The sequence below is a fragment of the Mycobacterium sp. G7A2 genome (assembly GCF_041902445.1).
GTDB lineage: Bacteria > Actinomycetota > Actinomycetes > Mycobacteriales > Mycobacteriaceae > Mycobacterium.
The window spans coordinates 2040866-2058966 of record NZ_CP169251.1; the positions used below are offsets into that span (position 1 = coordinate 2040866).

19 protein-coding genes are annotated in these 18101 nt (G+C 65.6%); 8 read left to right on the forward strand and 11 right to left on the reverse strand.

The features are described 5' to 3' along the window. Positions 1-50: 50 nt before the first annotated feature. Entirely contained in the window at positions 51-344 is a 294-nt protein-coding gene (locus ACEWX3_RS09965) for a ferredoxin (RefSeq protein ID WP_207069147.1), read from the reverse strand. A gap of 8 nt (positions 345-352) precedes the next feature. After that, positions 353-1645, reverse strand: a complete 1293-nt coding sequence (locus ACEWX3_RS09970; RefSeq protein WP_374159332.1) for an NADH-ubiquinone oxidoreductase-F iron-sulfur binding region domain-containing protein — start codon at positions 1643-1645, stop codon at positions 353-355. 20 nt (positions 1646-1665) lie between these two features. Between ACEWX3_RS09970 and ACEWX3_RS09975 the strand changes: the two genes are divergently transcribed. Beyond that, positions 1666-2145: a hypothetical protein gene (locus ACEWX3_RS09975; RefSeq protein ID WP_374159333.1), complete on the forward strand. Its 480-nt coding sequence runs from the start codon at positions 1666-1668 to the stop codon at positions 2143-2145. A 4-nt stretch (positions 2146-2149) separates the two neighbouring features. Here ACEWX3_RS09975 and ACEWX3_RS09980 read toward each other — a convergent pair whose 3' ends face one another. The 4 genes from ACEWX3_RS09980 to ACEWX3_RS09995 are packed head-to-tail and all read right to left on the reverse strand — an operon-like array spanning position 2150 to position 5781. Then, on the reverse strand, positions 2150-3022 hold the full coding sequence (locus ACEWX3_RS09980; protein WP_374159334.1) for an alpha/beta fold hydrolase: 873 nt from the start codon (positions 3020-3022) through the stop codon (positions 2150-2152). A gap of 30 nt (positions 3023-3052) precedes the next feature. Further along, positions 3053-3490, reverse strand: a complete 438-nt coding sequence (locus tag ACEWX3_RS09985) for a Rieske (2Fe-2S) protein (protein ID WP_374159335.1) — start codon at positions 3488-3490, stop codon at positions 3053-3055. 3 nt (positions 3491-3493) lie between these two features. Beyond that, complete coding sequence (locus ACEWX3_RS09990; protein WP_207069132.1) at positions 3494-4636, reverse strand: amidohydrolase family protein; 1143 nt, start codon at positions 4634-4636, stop codon at positions 3494-3496. A gap of 20 nt (positions 4637-4656) precedes the next feature. Continuing rightward, a complete protein-coding gene (locus ACEWX3_RS09995) occupies positions 4657-5781 on the reverse strand; it encodes an amidohydrolase family protein (RefSeq protein WP_207069133.1) in 1125 nt (374 codons plus the stop codon). A 249-nt stretch (positions 5782-6030) separates the two neighbouring features. Between ACEWX3_RS09995 and ACEWX3_RS10000 the strand changes: the two genes are divergently transcribed. The 6 genes from ACEWX3_RS10000 to ACEWX3_RS10025 are packed head-to-tail and all read left to right on the forward strand — an operon-like array spanning position 6031 to position 12509. Then, complete coding sequence (locus tag ACEWX3_RS10000; protein WP_207069134.1) at positions 6031-7038, forward strand: acyl-CoA dehydrogenase family protein; 1008 nt, start codon at positions 6031-6033, stop codon at positions 7036-7038. Continuing rightward, entirely contained in the window at positions 7038-8213 is a 1176-nt protein-coding gene (locus ACEWX3_RS10005) for an acyl-CoA dehydrogenase family protein (RefSeq protein ID WP_207069135.1), read from the forward strand. Before ACEWX3_RS10000 ends, ACEWX3_RS10005 begins: the two co-directional genes overlap by 1 nt. Positions 8214-8235: 22 nt before the next feature. Then, positions 8236-9363, forward strand: coding sequence for an LLM class flavin-dependent oxidoreductase (locus ACEWX3_RS10010; RefSeq protein ID WP_374159336.1), 1128 nt, complete (start codon positions 8236-8238; stop codon positions 9361-9363). 23 nt (positions 9364-9386) lie between these two features. After that, positions 9387-10529, forward strand: a complete 1143-nt coding sequence (locus ACEWX3_RS10015; RefSeq protein WP_374159822.1) for a sulfotransferase — start codon at positions 9387-9389, stop codon at positions 10527-10529. Then, positions 10522-11295: a sugar phosphate isomerase/epimerase family protein gene (locus tag ACEWX3_RS10020; protein ID WP_374159337.1), complete on the forward strand. Its 774-nt coding sequence runs from the start codon at positions 10522-10524 to the stop codon at positions 11293-11295. The genes ACEWX3_RS10015 and ACEWX3_RS10020 overlap by 8 nt, the downstream gene beginning before the upstream one ends. A gap of 2 nt (positions 11296-11297) precedes the next feature. Further along, positions 11298-12509, forward strand: a complete 1212-nt coding sequence (locus ACEWX3_RS10025) for a hypothetical protein (protein ID WP_374159823.1) — start codon at positions 11298-11300, stop codon at positions 12507-12509. Positions 12510-12588: 79 nt separating this feature from the next. On the opposite strand, the gene ACEWX3_RS10030 is transcribed toward ACEWX3_RS10025, so the two are convergent. The 5 genes from ACEWX3_RS10030 to ACEWX3_RS10050 all read right to left on the reverse strand — a co-directional run bounded on the left by ACEWX3_RS10030 (position 12589) and on the right by ACEWX3_RS10050 (position 16288). After that, positions 12589-13029: a hypothetical protein gene (locus ACEWX3_RS10030; RefSeq protein WP_374159338.1), complete on the reverse strand. Its 441-nt coding sequence runs from the start codon at positions 13027-13029 to the stop codon at positions 12589-12591. A 75-nt stretch (positions 13030-13104) separates the two neighbouring features. Beyond that, complete coding sequence (locus ACEWX3_RS10035) at positions 13105-14496, reverse strand: cytochrome P450 (protein WP_374159339.1); 1392 nt, start codon at positions 14494-14496, stop codon at positions 13105-13107. Continuing rightward, positions 14493-14687: a ferredoxin gene (locus tag ACEWX3_RS10040; RefSeq protein ID WP_221360243.1), complete on the reverse strand. Its 195-nt coding sequence runs from the start codon at positions 14685-14687 to the stop codon at positions 14493-14495. The genes ACEWX3_RS10035 and ACEWX3_RS10040 overlap by 4 nt, the downstream gene beginning before the upstream one ends. Positions 14688-14698: 11 nt before the next feature. Then, complete coding sequence (locus ACEWX3_RS10045) at positions 14699-15559, reverse strand: mycofactocin-coupled SDR family oxidoreductase (RefSeq protein WP_283616195.1); 861 nt, start codon at positions 15557-15559, stop codon at positions 14699-14701. Positions 15560-15586: 27 nt separating this feature from the next. Then, positions 15587-16288: an SDR family NAD(P)-dependent oxidoreductase gene (locus ACEWX3_RS10050; protein ID WP_374159340.1), complete on the reverse strand. Its 702-nt coding sequence runs from the start codon at positions 16286-16288 to the stop codon at positions 15587-15589. 280 nt (positions 16289-16568) lie between these two features. Between ACEWX3_RS10050 and ACEWX3_RS10055 the strand changes: the two genes are divergently transcribed. After that, positions 16569-18065, forward strand: coding sequence for an aldehyde dehydrogenase family protein (locus tag ACEWX3_RS10055; RefSeq protein WP_207069143.1), 1497 nt, complete (start codon positions 16569-16571; stop codon positions 18063-18065). Positions 18066-18101 lie beyond the last annotated feature (36 nt).

Below are 18101 nucleotides of genomic sequence, written 5' to 3' on the forward strand. Positions count from 1 at the left end.
TGCTCTTCATCGTTGGCTCCTCGCCCGAGGGCTCGTCGCTGCGCAAGCGCTCATCGGGTGAAACCCCATTCTGCTTCGTTGTCCTCCGTCTTCAGCTGGTCGAGATCAGGCTCTCGCAGGGGCTGGATCGGGGTTTCGTCCGGCCGACGTTCGCCGATCTCGAGGATGGCGTGCACCGGGCAGTCCAGCAGAGCGCGACGGACCGCGTCGCGATCCTGTTCGGGGATGGTGCCGTCACCGACCAGGACGGCGTATCCCCAGTCGTCGAGCGAAAAGTACTCCGGGGCGTGCTTCGCGCAGATGCCGAAGCCGTCGCACAGTGTCCGGTCGAGCTTGATCCGCAGTGGGTTGCTCACAGTGCCTCCACCTCGAAGGGGCGCAGCGCGGTGTACGGCACGCGGGGCTGGACTCCGACCCGATTCTCGAGGAGGCGGGCGACGTCGTCAGGAAACATCGCGAGCATGCTGGCGGCGATGTTGCAGGCGGCGTCGAGCGTTGCGCACGCGCCGCGGCCCCGCAAGACGACTGACCAGCGCCGCAGGCGAGCGACGTCGTCGGCGGTGGCCACCCCGTCCCGCAGCGCACAGGCGGCGGCTGCCATGGCTGCGGTGCCGTTGAAACAGGATCCGCACTGATCGGCGTTCTCTCGGTCGTAGTAGGCAAGGACCGACGCGCCGACGGCCACCGGGCACTCGTCGGTGATGACCGACACCGCGCCACAGCCGAGTCCACTGCCCACTGCATGCAACGACGCGTGGTCCATCGTCACCTGCAGGATGCGTTGGTCGAGCAGCCCGGCGAAGTAACCGCCCATCAACGCACCCCGAACCTGGTCGACGGAGATGCCGTGCAGCGCAACCAATTCTGCCGCCGAGATGCCGAACGGTATCTCGTAGAGGCCAGGTTGCCGGGTGCCACCGGTGAGCGTGGCGAGAAAGGTGCCGGGCGAGCTCGAGGTGCCTTCGCTCCGATAGGTGTCGGCGCCGTGTTGATGAACGAAAGGAAGGTTGGCCAGCGTCTCGACGTTGCTGACCACGGTGGGCAGCCCGCCGACGCCCTCTTCGAAGGGCCGAGGTGGTTTGTCGGTCGGCTTGGCTGGGCCACCGTTGATCGCCCGCACAGCGGCGGTCTCCTCACCCGCGACGTAACCGGGAGCGACGGTGAAGACGCTGACCGTGACACCACCGAGCGCTTCGATCGTCACTTCGTCGAGCGCAGACCGTACCGCCGCGGCGGCTCGCTCGTCGGAAACGTAGACATGGGCGTGACGTGCCCGGATGATGTGCGCCGCCAGGCGCAACCCGTCGAGCACGAGATGCGGGCGGTGGCGAAGCAGCCAGCGGTCCTTCACCGAAGCCGGCTCACCTTCCTCGCCGTTTGCGACGAGCACCGTGTCCACGCCGCGCAGAGACGCGGTCCGCACCGTAGACAGCTTGGTCGCCATGGGGAATGCAGCGCCTCCGCGGCCGAGCACCCCCGCCCGGGCGATGTCGTCCAGCAGTGCCGCATCGTCGGCCAGCGGGGCATAACCACCAGTGCGTCGATACTCGTCCAGTGATTCCACGGCCTGCTCGACCCGTAGCAACCGGGGTGTCAACCCCGGCCATGCGGCGACGGTCAATTCGGTGTTCATCGCCGTACTCATCTCCGACTACCCTTCCCAGCATGCGAACAGCGGTGGTGCGGATCGGCGTCGATCCCGCGGGTGAGCTGACGGCCGACCAGTTGCGGGCCGGGATGGCCGAGTTGACCGCGCTGGCCGCCGAGAGAGGAGCGAGGGTCATCGACAACGACCTGGCCGGCTTGCCGCCCAGCCGTCGCGAGGTCGAGATCCTCATGGACGGCAACGATTCGGAAGCTTTGCAGGATGTCGCGATACGACTGTGCAGCAGGGCCTTTCCCGCCCAGCCGGTGCTGGGCGTGCTGACGTTCGTCAGTCACGGCACCGATGACGACGCCCGCGGCGTGCTTGCCGGGTTCGGAGTGCCCGGCATCATCGAGCGCACCCCGGGCGACGACGGCTGGGACATCCTGACGGTCACCCTGCAGAAGGCCGACCTCGCCCGCATCCCCGAGAGCCGCATCCACACCGCGCTGGAAGCCTCGACGAACTGCGAGGTGCGCATCGTCACGGTGGATCGTTAGCACGTCATCGCCCCAGAAAATCGAGGATGGCCGGCGCTGCCTGCACCCAGGTGTCGAACATGTTGAACCGTTTGACTTTCCCCGAAGCCCGGGCTTCACCGGCGCGTTCCCACGCGTCCTCCGGCCAAGGCGGGTCGATCACGGTGGAGCCCCTGATCAGGCAGCTGACTTCCAGCGAGGTTCGCTTGGGGTGATCCAGGTCGTTCTCGCCGCCGCGGATGATCAGAGTGGGAACGGTGATGTTGTCGAACAACTCATCCTCGACGCCCGGGATGGTCTGCCCAGGCTTGGGTACGAACGCGTTGAGCCAGCGCAGCATGAGCTTGAGGAATTCGTCCGGGTCCTGAGACAGGATGCGGGTCTCGTTGTCGGGGTTTTCGGCAATGCGCTCCTGCCACTCGGCGATCTGCGCGACTGCCTTCATGCCCGCCCCGCGTACGGCCAGGATACTGGGCACGATGTAGTACGAGCCGAGGACGAACGAGCCGTAGACCCCGCCGACGATATTCCACACCACCAGCTTTCGGACGAGCTCGGGGTAGAGCATCGTCGTCAGCATCGAGTCGCGGGCTCCTCCCGAGCCGCCTGCGATGATGCACGGGCCGATCTCGAGCTTGGTGATCAACTGTTGCAGGGTCTGCGCCCGCATGTGCGATTCACTCTGGCCGTAGAACTGCACGTCGGACCTGCCGCAGTTCGGCCGGTCCCACAGCAGCACCCGGTAGCCGCCTTCGACCAGCTTCTTGGCCAGCGGCTTCAGCCCCGGAATGTCCTTGCTGAACCGTCCGCCCGGCGTCAGGACGATGAACTCGCCCTCTTTGCCGAGGATCTCGTAGACGACGTCACCGCCGTTGATCTCGATCTTCTTGTTGGGCAACTTCTCTCCGATTGTCCGGGGTGGAAGCGGTCAGGCCTGTACGACAACGTCGTTGCCGACGATTCGCACGGGATAGGTGCGGATGCTCCACTCGGGCTTGACCGCGGTTGTGCCGGTGGCGAGCTCGAAACCCCACTGGTGCCATGGGCAGAAGATGTACTCCAGGTCGCGGACCATCACCGCATCCCCGGGGACGCTTTCGTCGACGATGTTGCGGCCCCTGGCTCGCCCCGAGCACAGCGGTCCTCCCTCGTGCGGACAGTAGTTCGCTATCGCATAGAACGTGCCGTTGACGTTGTACACGCCCACCCCGTGCCGGCCGATGGGCACGAGTTTGTGTGTGCCTGGAGGGATCTCGTCGACGGTGGCGACGACGTGTTCACGTCCCTGTGCCAACCGGGGCTCACGCCCAGCTGCCAATCGGGGCTCCCGCCCAGCTGCCACCGCGGGCGCGTTGTCGTCTTCCATGTGTCAGAAGACCCGGACCTGGCCCTCGAGCGCCGGCACGGTGTCCGGCAGCTTGTAGGTCTGGATGCCGTTGCGGAACATCACCGCTTCGCGGGCGTGCTCGGGTAGGTGCTTGACCAGCCAGCGCGGGTCGTCGAAGGTCCAGTGCGGGTAATCGCTGGAGAACAGCAGGATCTTCTCGCACTCCATCAATTCGAACGCCCTGGACAATTCCGTCTTGTCCTCGGGATAGTCCAGCGGCTGTGTGGTGAATTTGATGTGGTCCTTGACGTACTCGCTGGGCTTGCGCTTGATGTCGAGCCACGACTTGCGCGCTTCGTAGAGTTTGTCCATCCGCCACATCAACGGCAGGATCCAGGTGAAGGCGTGCTCGACGAAGACGATCCGCAGATTCGGGTGCCGGTCGAAGGTGCCGTCGAAGATCAGGCTCATCACCTGATTCGCCGCCAACAACGAATAGGTGACCATGAAGTCGTGGTTGTAGCTGGGCATGCCGACCGGTGGCATGGGCAGTTCGTCGTAATGGCTACGCGACAGGTGACAGCTCACGGGGATGTCGTGCTTGGTCGCTGCGGCCCAGATCGGGTCGTACTTCGGATTGCCCCATGACGGCCTCGGCTCGGCCTTGATCAAGATCTGGCTCATGTAGGGATGGCCGGCCCACCGCTCGATCTCGGCGACACCCTCCTCGGGCTGCTGGATGGCCACACAGATCGAGCCGCGCCAACGTTCGTGCCAGTTGTTGTGGCTGTCCAGCCAATGGTTGGCCTGCCAGGCGTTCAGCGCGACCGCCATCGCGTGCTCGGCTTCCGGGATGCGGGCCGGATAGGCGGCCGGCTCGAGAATCGCGATGTCGGCGCCGGCCTCCATGATCAGCTGTTTGAAAGCGAGTTCGGGGTCGCTGCAGGCGAATTCCCCATCGGGCGGGAACGTGTCGACCCGCATTGCGTAGGAGTGCGCATAATCCGGTGCGTCGTAGTAGATCTGGTCGCCGACCTTGCGGGTCAGGAAGTACTTGCTGCGCCACGGTTCGGGGATGTATTGCGTCAGCTCGCCGCGCCGGGGCGTCGGGTGGACGTCGGAGTCGACGCACCGGACCGCGATTCGTTCGGTGGCAGGTACTCGTGGGTTGGCGGTGACGGTCATGGTGATGCCTCCTCGTCCCTCTACTGTGCCGCAGCCGAGGCGGAAATCGCCGGACTTTGGATCCCGTACAACTGCGCGGCGTTGCGCCAACACAGCTTGTCGCGTTGCTCGGCGGTGTAGGAGCTCGGCACCGACAGTTCGTTGAGCTGCCAGTGTGGATAGCTCGAGCCGTACATCACCATGTCGTCTTTGTTGGTGAACCCGGCCCATTCGCCTGCGAAGTCGACGTCACCGGGGCCGTCCAGACTTCCTTGAACGAAGTAGACGTGCCCGGGCAGATAATCGCTGGGCATCCTCGGTGCCCACGGTGTCTGCTCCAGGTGTGGGCGCCCGAAACAGTCCATGCGCCAGATGAACGGCGTGAGCAGGTCGGCCGCGCCGTCGGCCCAGACGAACTTCAAGTCGGGCATCCGCTCGAAGACGCCCTCGGCGATCATGTTCATCAGGTGGTAGAGGTAATTCAGCGCCGTGAAGCCTACGAACTGTTCATAGGTGCGGGTGAGGCCGGAGGGTGTCGGCGGCATCTGGATGCCCGAGCCGACCTCGAAGTGCACGGCCACCGGCCAGCCGGCGTCGACGGCCGCCTCCCACAGCGCCCAGTACTGCGGCTTGCCGTAAAGCTCGCGGGACTGCAAGGGGATGCCCAGCTGCACGACCCGCGGGTGATCCTTGTATTTGTCGATCTCTCGAAGCGCGCCGGCGATGTCGTCGGGATTGACCCGCAACGTGCCTCGAAACTTCTGCCCGAGTTCAGGATGCTCGAGCCAGCGGGTCACCATCATCTCGTTGTGGGCCGCGGCCAGCGCGGTGCCGAGGTGACGGTCGGGCATGATGCCGCGGGTCATCGGATGCAGGATCGCGACGTCGACGCCACGATCGGTGAACAGGTGCTTGGCGACCACATCGGGGTCCGAACCCGGGTACTGATCGTCGGGTCCCGTCGTCCGGTCGGCGTACTCACCGCCGGGGGCTCCGTACCAGTCCATCTCGTAGTCCGGGAACCCGCGGCTGCGAAAGGGCTCACGCAGGAAGTTCGTCCTCAGGTCCTTGTTGGACTGGCAGAAGATGTGCACGCTGGCGTCGATGACGGGGACCCGGACGGCAGCGTCGTCCCCGCTGCTGGTCCCGTCACTGAACTCTTTCAACAGATGCAGTCCTTCACTCTCGCGCGGCCGAGGGCGCGACCGCGGGTATCCCCCAGTGTAGATCGTTGTTCTTCGATATCAAGAATTCTGTTCTCCAGCAGACTGCTTAGCGTCTGCGCTGGTGGAGCTGGCTGCTGGTCGGTCGCTCAGCGATTCCGCCACGGAAACCGGTATGCCCTTCAGGAGAATGAAGACACCATTGACGAGAATGATATTCTCGCCAGAACGTGACGATCCCGGAGGCGCTGGATGCTGTTGGAATTCGATGCTGATCAGCGGCTGTGGCAGGAGACCGTGCGTGACGCGGTGTCCAAGCAATGCCCGGCTTCGCTGATCCGCGACATCGCGGAGAACGGTGTCGACCCGGCGCCGCTGTGGACCAGCTACCTCGAGGCGGGATGGACCGAACTGGCTGATCCGGAAAACGCCGTCGAGCTCGCGATCGTGCTCGAGGAACTGGGGCGCGCCACCGATCCGACTCCGTTCCTCGCGACGCTGACGCAGTACGCGCCCCTGGCGGGTGATCGGTTCGACCCGCAGGTCGCCGGTGCCGCGGTGCTCTCGGGTGTGACGGCCGTGCGCGACGCGCAGGGATGGGTGCTCTCCGGAACCGGCCGGTTCGTGCTCGACGGCGACCGTGCCGAGCGACTGGCCGTCGTGACGCCCGCGGGGGTGTTCTGTGTCGACCCGCAGACCGACGGCGCTACCGTCACGTCGCGCCGGGTCGAGGTGTTCGACCCGATCCTGCACGTCGCCGAGGTGTCCTTCGCCGGGGTCAAGGTCGCTGACAGCGAGCGTCTGAGCGCCGACACCGAACGGGCGCGGCACGTCGCGCTGATGGGGATGGCGATCACGATGGTCGGCGCGTGTCAGCGCATCCTCGATCTGGTTATCGAGCATGCCAAGAGCCGCCAGCAGTTCGGCGTGCTGATCGGCACGTTCCAGGCCGTCCAGCACAAGGCGACCGACATGTACGTCGCCATCGAGCGCGCCCGCGCGCTGGCCTACTTCGCTGCCCTGACCATCGCCGCCGACGATCCGCGCCGGCGCCTGGCCGCCGCGATGGCGAAAGCGTCGGCGGGAGAGTGCCAGTCCCTGGTCTTCAAACACGGCATCCAGTTGTTCGGAGCCATGGGTTTCACCTGGGAGAACGACGTGCAGTTCGCGCTGAAACGGGCGAAGGCGGGGGAGTTGCTGCTGGGCGGCGCAGCCGAGCACCGGGCGATGATCGCCGAGGAATACGGGAAGGACCTGTAGTGCAACTGGCATTCGACTCCGACGTCGAGGAGTTCCGCGCGGAGTTCTCGGCGTTCCTCGACGAGCACACCCCGAGCGCTGCGGACACACTCGAGCGGCCCCGATCTGTCTCGCACATGCCTCAGTGGGCACGTGACTTCCAACGCCTGTTGTTCGAGAACGGCTGGTTGTTGCCGGCGCAGCCGCCCGAGTTCGGTGGCCGCAACGCGACGGTGTTGCAGACCTTCGTCCACGCTGAGGAACTGTGCCGGCGCCGCATCTATCACAGCTTCAATCCGCAGGGCGTCAACATCGTCGCGGCGTCGCTGCTGACGTTCGGCACCGACGAGCAGAAGCACCAGTGGGCGGTACCGGTCCTGCGCGGGGAACGCACCGCGTCGCTGGGCATGAGTGAGCCGAGCGCCGGGTCCGACCTGGCGTCACTGCGCACCAAAGCCGTCCTGGACGGCGATCACTTCGTCGTCAACGGCCAGAAGGTGTGGACCTCGGGCGCCCACGACGCCGACTTCCTGCTGACGTTCGTGCGGACCGATCCCGATGCGCCCAAGCACAAAGGCATCAGCGTGTTGTTGATCCCGACCGACCTCGACGGAGTGGTGTGCCGCCCGTTCGCCGACATGTGCGGCATCGACAATCTCGACTTCAACGAGGTGTTCTTCACCGACGTGCGCGTGCCAGTCGAGAATCTCGTCGGCCCCCTGAACGCCGGATGGAGCGTCGCCAACGGCTCCCTCGGGCACGAACGCACGATGATGTGGCTCGGTTTCGCCGACCGAATCGCCAACGCCATCGCCGACTTCGAGGCGACCGGTCCCCTGGAGCGCGATGCCCTGGCCACCAGCATCATGGACTACGAGGCGCTGCGCCTGCTCGGATCGGTCGGTATCGCCAAGGCGGCGCGCGGCGAGGTCGACGTCGCGTCGGTGTCCATCCCCAAGCTGCTCGGCGCCGAGGCTGAGCAGCGTATCGAGGGGCTCGCGCTGGAGGCCAGTGGTCCCGACGGGTTGATTCACCCCACGACGTCGGGCCCTTATGCCCACATGAACCTCGATCACTACTTCGCGAGCTGGTTCGAGCGGTACGCACGCAGCTTCGGCGGCACCATCGCCGGCGGCACCTCGGAGATCCAGCGCAACATCATCGCCCAGCAGGTTCTGGGCCTGCCGCGTCGATAGGCAAGCCACGAAGGGAGATCGGGTGAAGGTGCAGCCGGCGGCATTCCTGCGAACCACGCTGCCGCTGGACCTCGCCGCGTTGGAGCGGCTCGACGCGGGCCGCTATCACTCCATCTGGCTGCCCGACCACATGGTGAGCTTCTGGCCGGATTCGATCTGGACACCGGAATTCACCGACCTCGCGACAGCGTCGCCGTCACCGCACCGCCACCTCGACGGCATGGCCGTCGCAGCGGCGGCCGCGGTCCTGACCGAGAACGTGCCGATCGCCACCAGCGTCGTCGACACCGTGCGGCGTCACCCCGCATCGCTGGCGCAGAGCGCGTTGACGATCGACCACCTGGCCAAGGGGCGCTTCATCCTCGGCGTGGGCAGCGGTGAGAGCGAGAACATCGAGCCCTATGGTTTCGATTTCGACCGACCGGTGAGCCGGTTCGAAGAGGCGTTGCAGGTGATCCGGCTGCTCTGGGAGAGCGACGGGCCCGTCGATTTCGACGGACGCTTCCACCGACTTCGGCATGCGCGCCTGGACACCGAGCCGTACGACGGCCGGTTCCCGCCGATCTGGATCGGCGCCAGCGGACCCCGTTCCCTGGACATCACCGGCCGATACGCCGACGGGTGGTGGCCGGCCGGGGCCTGGACACCCCAGGATTACGCCCAGAAGCTGGCGCGGGTGCGCGAATCCGCCGAGCGCGCCGGCCGCGACCCGATGGCCATCACGCCCTGCTTCATCCAGGTCTGTGTGATGGGCCGCGACGACACCGCGCTCGCCGAGATTATGAATGCGCCGCTGGTGAAGTCGTTCCTGCTGCAGGTCTCCGCGGAACTGTTGGGCTCCTACGGGTTCGATCATCCGATGGGTCACGACTGGCGCGGCTTCCACGACATCGACCCTTCGGCGCTGACCCGGGAACGGATCGTCGACTTCCTGGACCGGGTCGAGCCCGAGATGATTCTGGCCGTCGTGCCGCACGGAACGCCGAAACAGGTGGCGCGCATGGTCAAGGAATATGTCGAGGCCGGCCTTCGGGTCCCCAAGATCCTTGACTACGGGGCCATGGCCGGCCTGGACTACGCCGCTGCCTCGGCCGAGAACGTCCGAGCCGCCGAGGACGAACTGATCGCGCTGTGCGGGGGAGTCACGTGAGTGGCGGCTTGCGTGCCGACCAGATGCTCGTGCGCGCAGAAACCGAGACCGGATTGTCCGACTTCGGGGATCCGACGCTGCCGCAGCGTTTCGGCCTCGTCGTCGACCACCTCAACAGCCTCGGCTTGGACGAGGACGGGCGCCGTCGGGCCGAGGATGTCTGCCACGGTCTGCTCACCAGCCGCCTGCAGTTCTTCGAGGACCGCAATCGCTACCCCGTTGCCCGCGAGGTGATCCAAGCGCCGATGTTCGTCACCGGAGAGCCTCGCTCAGGAACCACGTTGATGCACGCGCTGATGTCCGCCGACCGGGACGCGCGCGCCCTGCGATTCTGGGAGGTGATGTATCCCTCGCCCCCACCCGGCATCGCGGACCCGGACGACCCACGTCGCGCGCGGGCCGATGCGGACTGGCGCGAGATCAACGCGCAGATGCCCAAGTGGCTGCACAGCCACCCTTACAACGACATGCTCGGCGACGGGCTGCCGGAGGACGAACGCACGTGGGCGTTCGACTTCCGGGTGCTGACCCCGACCGCGTGGTGGCGGGTACCGATGCAGACAGTTGTCGGCGGGCTGCCCACCGACGCGGCCGCGCAATACCGCATCCACAAGGCAATGTTGCAGCAGTCCCAGTACCGAAGACCGCCGAAGTACTGGGTGCTCAAGGGTTTCCACGGTTTCAGGCTGGCCGAGATGTTCGCCGCCTATCCCGACGCCAGGCTGCTCTGGCTACACCGGGATCCCGTTCAGGTTGCCGCGTCGCGCACGATGATGATGGCCGACATCCTCGAAGGCATCGTCGGGCCGGTCGACCTGAAGACCGCAGCGAAGACGCATCTCGAGCTGACCCGGACCAGTATCGCCAACACGATGGCCGACCCGCTGGTCGACGATCCGCGCATCCTGCACGTGCGCTACACCGACTTCATCGCCGACCCGGTCGGCACCGTCCGCCGCTACTACCGGTTCTGCGGTCGCGATCTCACCGGCCCCGCCGAGGCGGCGATGCGTGACTATCTGGTCCACAACAAGGGCGACCGGCACGGAAAGTTCCGCTATTCAACCACGCTGCTCACCGACATCGGCGAAGACCTCGGAGCGCTGCACGAGGAATTCCGCCCGTTCCGCGAGCGGTTCGGCGTAGAAGTCGAGACGCGTGACTGACCCGCGTCTCTCGGTGCACAGCGTCACGTTCCTGGGCGCGTCGATAGACGAAATACATGGCCACTGGCGCGATCTCGGTGTCAGCCGGCTCAGCCTGATCGCCGCGCAGCTCGACGATCCGGAGTTGACGGACATGATCACCGCAGAAGGCTACTCGGTCGAGACGGTGTTTCACCTGTTCACGACCACCGACGAATTGCACCGGCGCATCGACGACGCGGCCCGGGTCGGAGCACGTGCGGTTTACATGCTCACCGGCGGCCGCGGGGAGGCGTCGTGGGCCGAGGCGGCCGAGCGGTTCTGCTCCGCCGTGGCGCCGTGTCGCGAACACGCCGACCGAGCAGGCGTTGCACTCGCCATCGAGAACGCGTCCGGGTTGTACGCCGACCTGCACATCGCCCACACGCTCGCCGACACCGTCGAGCTGGCCGAGATGGCGGGTCTCGGCATCTGCGTGGACTTGTTCCACTGCTGGGCAGAAGCCCATCTGGACCAGCTGGTCGAACGAGCGATGCCGCGGCTGGAAATGGTTCAGCTGAGTGACTACGTCCTCGGTGACCGCGCGTTGCCGGCCCGGGCGGTACCCGGGGACGGCGCCGTGCCAGTCGAGGCATTCCTGGCGCACGCGATCGCGGCAGGCTACCGCCACGGCGTCGACCTCGAGCTGATCGGGCCACGCATCGATCAGGAGGGTGGTCTCGCCGCCGCCCGCCGGGGTTGCGAGGTGGTGTCGGAGATGCTGTCCCGCATCGAGCTGGGGCAGTGATCGTGGGGTTCGGTGAAGGTCCCGACGATGCGGCGCTCCGGCATGCGTGGACCGGCTTCTGCGCCCGCCTCGACGCGGCCGGGGAGCTGATCTTCAAAGACCACAATCCGGCTTCGGGTGTACACCGGGTCGATGCGCTGCGATTCCTCACCCAGAACCTCGGGCAGGCGTTCGACCTGGCCCTCGAGACGCGCGATACCCGGTATCCCGCCCTGCACACGTTCTGCGGGCCCAACCGCAAACTCGGCGGGGACTGCGCCGATTTCACCTATCAGCAAGCGTGGATCGACGGCAGCTCGACCTACCGGATCGTGGGTGAGCGAGGTGGCGCCCGATTCGTCAACATCACCGTGCAGGGGGCACGTCCGGACGGTCCGGGGGTGCTGCACGAACCCTTCGGCGACGTGCCGGAAGCGAACCTGTCCGCGGACCGGCTCCAGGTCACCGACGAGGGTACGCTCGAGGTGTTCCTGGGTGGTCCCGAGCGGCACGGGAACTGGCTGCCCACCACCTCGGGGTCCCGCAAGGTGTTCATCCGCCAGGGTTTCGACTCCTGGGACGAGCAGCCGGCCCGGCTGCGCATCGAGCGAGTCGACATGGAGTCGCCGCGGCCATTGCCGTCGACCGCGCAGATGCTCGAATCGATCAGCTGGGCAGGAGATTTCGTCATGGGGTTGCTGCAGGACTGGCCGGACTTCCCGTTCACCTACGGCGGTGTCGACGCCGAGCATCCGAATCGGTTCCCGGTGATGGATACCACCGACGCCGATGTCAAGCGCGGCCGCGCCGCGACGAACATGCACTGGCAGCTGGCCGGCGACGAGGCGCTGATCGTCGAGTTCGATATGCACGACGGGCTGTGGATGCTGACCAACATGGGCGTGTTCTTCAACAGCATGGATTATCTGTATCGACCGGTCAGCTATACCCCCAGCCGCACCGCCGTCGACAGCGACGGCAAGGTGCGGCTCGTTCTGGCGCACGACGATCCGGGTTGCCACAACTGGATCGACACGCAGGGTTTCGAGCGGGGCAACCTCACCTACCGGCACATGCTCGACGGGCGTCCGGCGACGTTGGCCACGCGCGTGGTGAAGCGCGCGGACCTGGCGGCCGAGCTGCCGGGAGACACCGCGACAGTCACTCCGCAGCAGCGGATCACACAGATGTGGTCGCGATTCGACGGGATCCGCCGGAGGTATGCGTCGCTCTGAGTGGCGACGAGTGTGCGTGAAATGTCTTCACTGCGCGCCGTGTCGCGCGCAGCCGCGCACTCTCGCGGAGCAAAGAGGTTCAGAGTCGGACGAGTTTGAAGGTCCAGAACTGGGTGCCGGGCGGGCCGTTGAAGCAGCCGACGTCATACTTCGAGTCGATCGTGCCGACCAAGGTGACCGCATCCCAGGAGTACGTTTCGCGGGTCGGCAGGTTGTACCCGGGGCACCGCAGGCCGTCGGGCACGTCGAAGGTGAAGGTGTAGCGGCCGTCGACCAACCACGCCTTGCTCTCGTAGTAGGCGTAGAACTTCAGGCGCGGCCGCGCGGCGACATTGATACAGTCCGGAGACTTCTCAGGGATGCAGGTCGAGATGAACCAGAACCAGGAGGCGCGGTCGTACCTGTTGGTCCACAGGTCGTAGTTGCCCAGCTGCATGCCCGCCGCGGACGAGGGCGGCGCGACAAACGTCGCTGTCGCGACAAGTGCCGACAACGCGGCCGCCAGCTTGCTGCGCATCATCGCCCACCTCCCACTGATACACCGCCTGTCATCGAACCATCTCGCGCCCAGCCACGGGCCGGAATGCGTCATCGCTCACTCGATGACGGCACGTTCCTTACGTTCTGTGATCGGCCGGGCAAGCTCCTGCTCGGTGCAGATGCGCTGCAGCTTCTCGATCGTCTCGTCGAGCCCCGGTCCCAGCGGCTTGCCCGGGGTGAACGTGGCGGGTAGGTGGCGCATGCCCTGGATGACCCCGATGGTGTCGTAGTGCACGGTCCCTTCGGGATCGCACACGTAGTCGGGCATCCGGTCGAGCACCGCGGTGAGCATCGACTTGAAGACCGTGCGGGCTACGTTAGAGCCCACACACCGGTGCACACCGATACCGAAGCTGAAGTGCCGGTTGCCTTTCCGGTCAAGAATGATTTCGTTGGGCTTTTCGAACACCGCAGGGTCGCGGTTGGCCATCGCCCACGACAGCCACAGCCGCTCGTATTGCTTGAACCGGTGCCCGTCGACCTCGACGTCCTCGGCAAAGGTCCGGCCGTCGCCGGGGGCCGGAGTGAAGAACCGCAGGAACTCCTCGGTGGCTTGGTGCAGCAGCGTGTCGCGCTCTCGACTCAGCCGCTCTCGATCGTCGGGATGTTCACCGAGCCATTCCAGGGCGTGCGCGGTGAGCGCCGTCGTGGTGTCGAACCCACCGCCGATGATCAGACCCAGGTTGCCCAGGATCTCCATGTCCGGCGCGGGTTCACCGTCGATGCGCAACTGGAGCAGGGCGTTCACCAGACCGGGCCGAGGACACTCCCGGATCGCCATCATGTTGTTGATGATGTCGATGCCCATCTCGCGGTGCTGCTCGTTGATCTTCTCGCGGTCCGGTGAGTGCTCCGGGGTGTATACCGACGCATGGGTGGGTTCGCTGTAGACGTTCCACTTCTTGAGCTCGATACCCATCATCGCCAGCGTGAACACCGCGGGCACCACGTTGGCCAGGTGATCGACGAAATCGATCCGCCCGGACTCGATGTGTTCGTCTAGTGCGGCACGGGTGATCTCGTCGATGAAAGGCTCCCACCGCTTGATCGCTGCGGGGGACAGGTAGGGGTTCAAGGCGCCACGGTAGGTGCTGTGCTCGGGTTCGTCCATCTCCAGAATGCCGCCGCGAACGACCGTGGCGCGGCTGGCCTTCGGGATCGTGATGCCCTGGTAGGGCGTCTCCCCGGAGATGTCGTGATGGTTGGACACCGCCGGGCAGCGCGCCAACTCGAACACCTCTTTGCTGCCCGCGGCCACCCAGTGCCCGTCGTAGACGTCTGTCCATGCCATCGGGCACTTGCTGTGCATCTCTTCGGTGATCTTCTCGAACTGCAGCCGATACTCAGGCGTATGCCGGTCGAAGTGATACTTCGGCTGCTTACGGCTGTCGTCGGCGGTGCCGTCTACGACGTCGTCGACACTCAAGAGTTCTGTCTCCCTTGTCATTCCTCGATCGAGATGGCTTGTTCGGGGCAGGAGTGTGCAGCCTCGCGCACTGCGTCCTCCTGGTCGGCCGGCACGACCTCGTTGACCGGCGAGGCGGTGCCGTCGATGTCGCTCAGCTCGAACGACTCCGGCGCGATCATCGAGCACAAGGTATGTCCCTGGCACCGTCCCGAATCCACGAAAACCTTCACGCGCCGTCCTCCTAGACGTGCCAGTCGTACCACTTGAGGTAGCCGCCGGCGTCCACGCGCAGCTGCATGCCGGTGACATAGCGGGCCTCGTCGGACACCAGCCACAGGATGGCATTACTGATGTCCTCGGGTTCGATGAAGTTGACCTTCATCGCCTGCTGCACACCGAACACCGGTTCGGCATCGGCGCGGGTCGGGTTGTCGAGATCGGGTCTGAACGACTTGTACATCGGCGGGCTCTGCAGCATGTCGGTGTTGCAGTTGGTCGGGTGCACGACGTTGGCGCGGATACCGCGGACAGCCAGGTTCGTCGACAGATCGTGCACGTACTGGGAGAGCAGACGTTTGGACGTCATGTAAGCCATCCCACCGGGGTCATTGCCCGGATTCGGCTTGTTGTGGGCGTCCATGAGCGCAGCGGTGGAACCGGTGGCGACGATCGACGCGCCCTCCTTGAGATGGGGTAACGCCACCTGGATGGCGTTGATGGTGCCGACCAGATTCGTGTTGATCACATCGGTCCATGCTTGCATCGGCGGATCGCCTTTCATGCCGGCTATACCGGCCTGGGCGACAACGATGTCCAACCCGCCCAGCTGCGCAATGCCCTCCTCGAGAGCCTTCTTCAGCTGCGCCGCGTCTCGGACGTCGGCCTTGGCGGTGACGATGCGCTGGCCGGTCTTCTCGACGAAGGCGGCGGTCTCGTCGAGATCGTCGGCGGTGGCCATCGGATAGCCGATGGTGTCGATGTTCTCGCACAGGTCGACCGCGATGATGTCCGCGCCTTCCTCGGCGAGCCGGACAGCATGACTGCGACCCTGGCCGCGCGCCGCGCCGGTGATGAAGGCGACCTTGCCTTGAACGCGTCCCATGTTCCTCCCGCTCCCTTTCGATGTCTCTCAGGTGTTCCGGCCGCCGTTGACGCCCAGAATCTGACCGGTGATGTAGCTGGCGTCATCGGAGATGAAGAACGAGCAGGCGGCCGCGATGTCCTCGGGTCGGCCCATCCGGCGGACCGGCGTGGCCTCGATCTGCTTGTCGGTGTCGCCCAGGAAGCCGCGCTGCTCAGCCTTGCGCAGCATGGGGGTGTCGATGAAACCCGGTGGAACCGCGTTGACCGTGATGCCCTGCGGGCCGTACTCGAGGGCCAGCGACTTGGTCAATCCGTTGACCGCCGACTTGGCCGCGACGTAAGGGGCCATGAAGGGCTGGCCCGAATGCGTGCTCGACGAGGAGATGTTGACGATACGTCCCCACCCGGCCTCGACCATGTCGGGCAGCACGGCCTGGATGCAGTGGAACGTGCCGTTCAGATTGACGTCGATGACTTTCTGCCACTCGTCGAAAGTGAGGTCGCTGAACCGTTTGAAACGATCGAGACCGGCGGCGTTGACGAGGACCGTCACGGGGCCCAGCTCGGCGCGGATGTCTTCGAGAGCAGCGTCGACGGCGGCGCGATCGGTGACGTCGGCGGCGTAGGAGAACTTCGCCTCGCCGGGGTTCAGGTCGAGGGTCGCCACCTGCAGACCGTCGTTTCGGAGACGATCGGCGATCGCCGCGCCGATGCCCGAAGCGCCCCCGGTCACCACAGCGTTCTTCACAAGCAGCCCTCACCCATCAAGAATCGTCCTTCCGAATATGAGAACCGTACTCTCGCATGACGCGGTATCGCAAGACAACGCGGGTTGGATGTTCGCACTGGTGAGACGTTTACTGCTCAACTGTCGCACGGTTTCGTGCAGGCAGCCGCCGTATGGTTCATTTCCTTGAGTTCTCCCCTCGCGAATGTATGATTCGCCGAAGATGAGAATGCAGTTTCCATCACAGTGAGGCTGCACGACGACTTCAATCACACATCCCGGGTCATTCCGGAGGAGGACGATGCAGGACACAGCCGCGATCTCGAATGATCGTCACAAGGCGAACGGTGACCGCCGCGAGGTGGCTCGGCGTCTGCTGATCGGCGGGCAGCTGCTCGAGGCCGAGCACACGTTCGCGTCGCTGAACCCTGCCACCGGCGACGTTCTCGGTTACGCGCCCGACGCGTCCGTCGCTGACGCCGAGGCGGCCATCACGGCGGCCCGGCATGCCTTCGACGAGGGAACGTGGGCGACCGACACCGCGTTGCGGATCCGCTGTCTCGAGCAGCTGCATCAGGCGCTGGTCGACCACCGGGATGAGTTCGCGGCACTGACCGTCGCCGAGGTCGGCGCCACCGAGTCGCTGTGCCAAGGCGCCCAGCTGGACGGGCCGATCGAGATCGTGCGGTACTACGCCGAGCTGGTGAAGACCTACCCGATGACCGAAGACCTCGGAAACATCGAGAGCCGCGGCATGCAGCACCACCGCTGGGTGGAGAAGGAAGCGGCCGGAGTCGTCGCAGCGATCATCGCGTACAACTATCCCAACCAGCTCGCGCTGGCCAAGTTGGCGCCGGCGTTGGCGGCCGGTTGCACCGTCGTCCTCAAGTCCGCCCCCGACACCCCGCTGGTGACCCTCGCGCTGGGCGAGTTGATCGCCAACCACACCGACATCCCGGCCGGCGTCGTCAACGTGCTCTCCGGCGCGGACCCAGCCGTCGGCGTCGCGTTGACCACGAGCCCGGACGTCGACATGGTCACCTTCACCGGGTCGACACCGACCGGCCGGGCGATCATGGCCGCGGCGAGCGACACCCTGAAGAAGGTGTTCCTCGAACTGGGCGGCAAGTCCGCCGCCATCGTCCTCGACGACGCCGATTTCAACACCGCAGCGCTGTTCTCGGCGTTCAGCATGGTCACCCATGCCGGTCAGGGGTGCGCGCTGACATCGCGACTGTTGGTGCCGGAGAAGCACAAGGACCAGATCGTCGAGTTGATCAAGAACAACTTCGGGCTGGTCCGCTACGGCGACCCCGCCGACCCGAAGACCTACATGGGCCCGCTCATCAGTGAGAAGCAGCGCGACAAGGTCGACGCGATGGTGCGTCGCGCCGTCGCGGCCGGCGCGACACTGGTCACCGGCGGCGAGAAAGTCGACCCCGGCTTCTTCTACACGCCCACTCTGCTCGCCGATGTCGAACCGGACAGCGAGATCGCCCAGGAGGAGGTCTTCGGACCCGTGCTGGTCGTCATCTCCTATACCGATGACGACGACGCGGTGCGCATCGCGAACAATTCGATCTACGGGCTGTCGGGCGCGGTGTTCGGTAGCGCCGAACGCGCCAAGGCGCTCGCTCGCCGCATCCGCACCGGCACCTTCTCGATCAACGGCGGCAACTACTTCAGCCCGGACAGCCCGTTCGGCGGCTACAAGCAGTCCGGCATCGGCCGCGAGATGGGCCGGGCCGGACTCGAAGAGTTCCTGGAGTCCAAGACGCTCGCAGAGGTGGTGGGCTGATGAGCGCTTGCGCGAAGAAGAGAGCACGCTGATGAG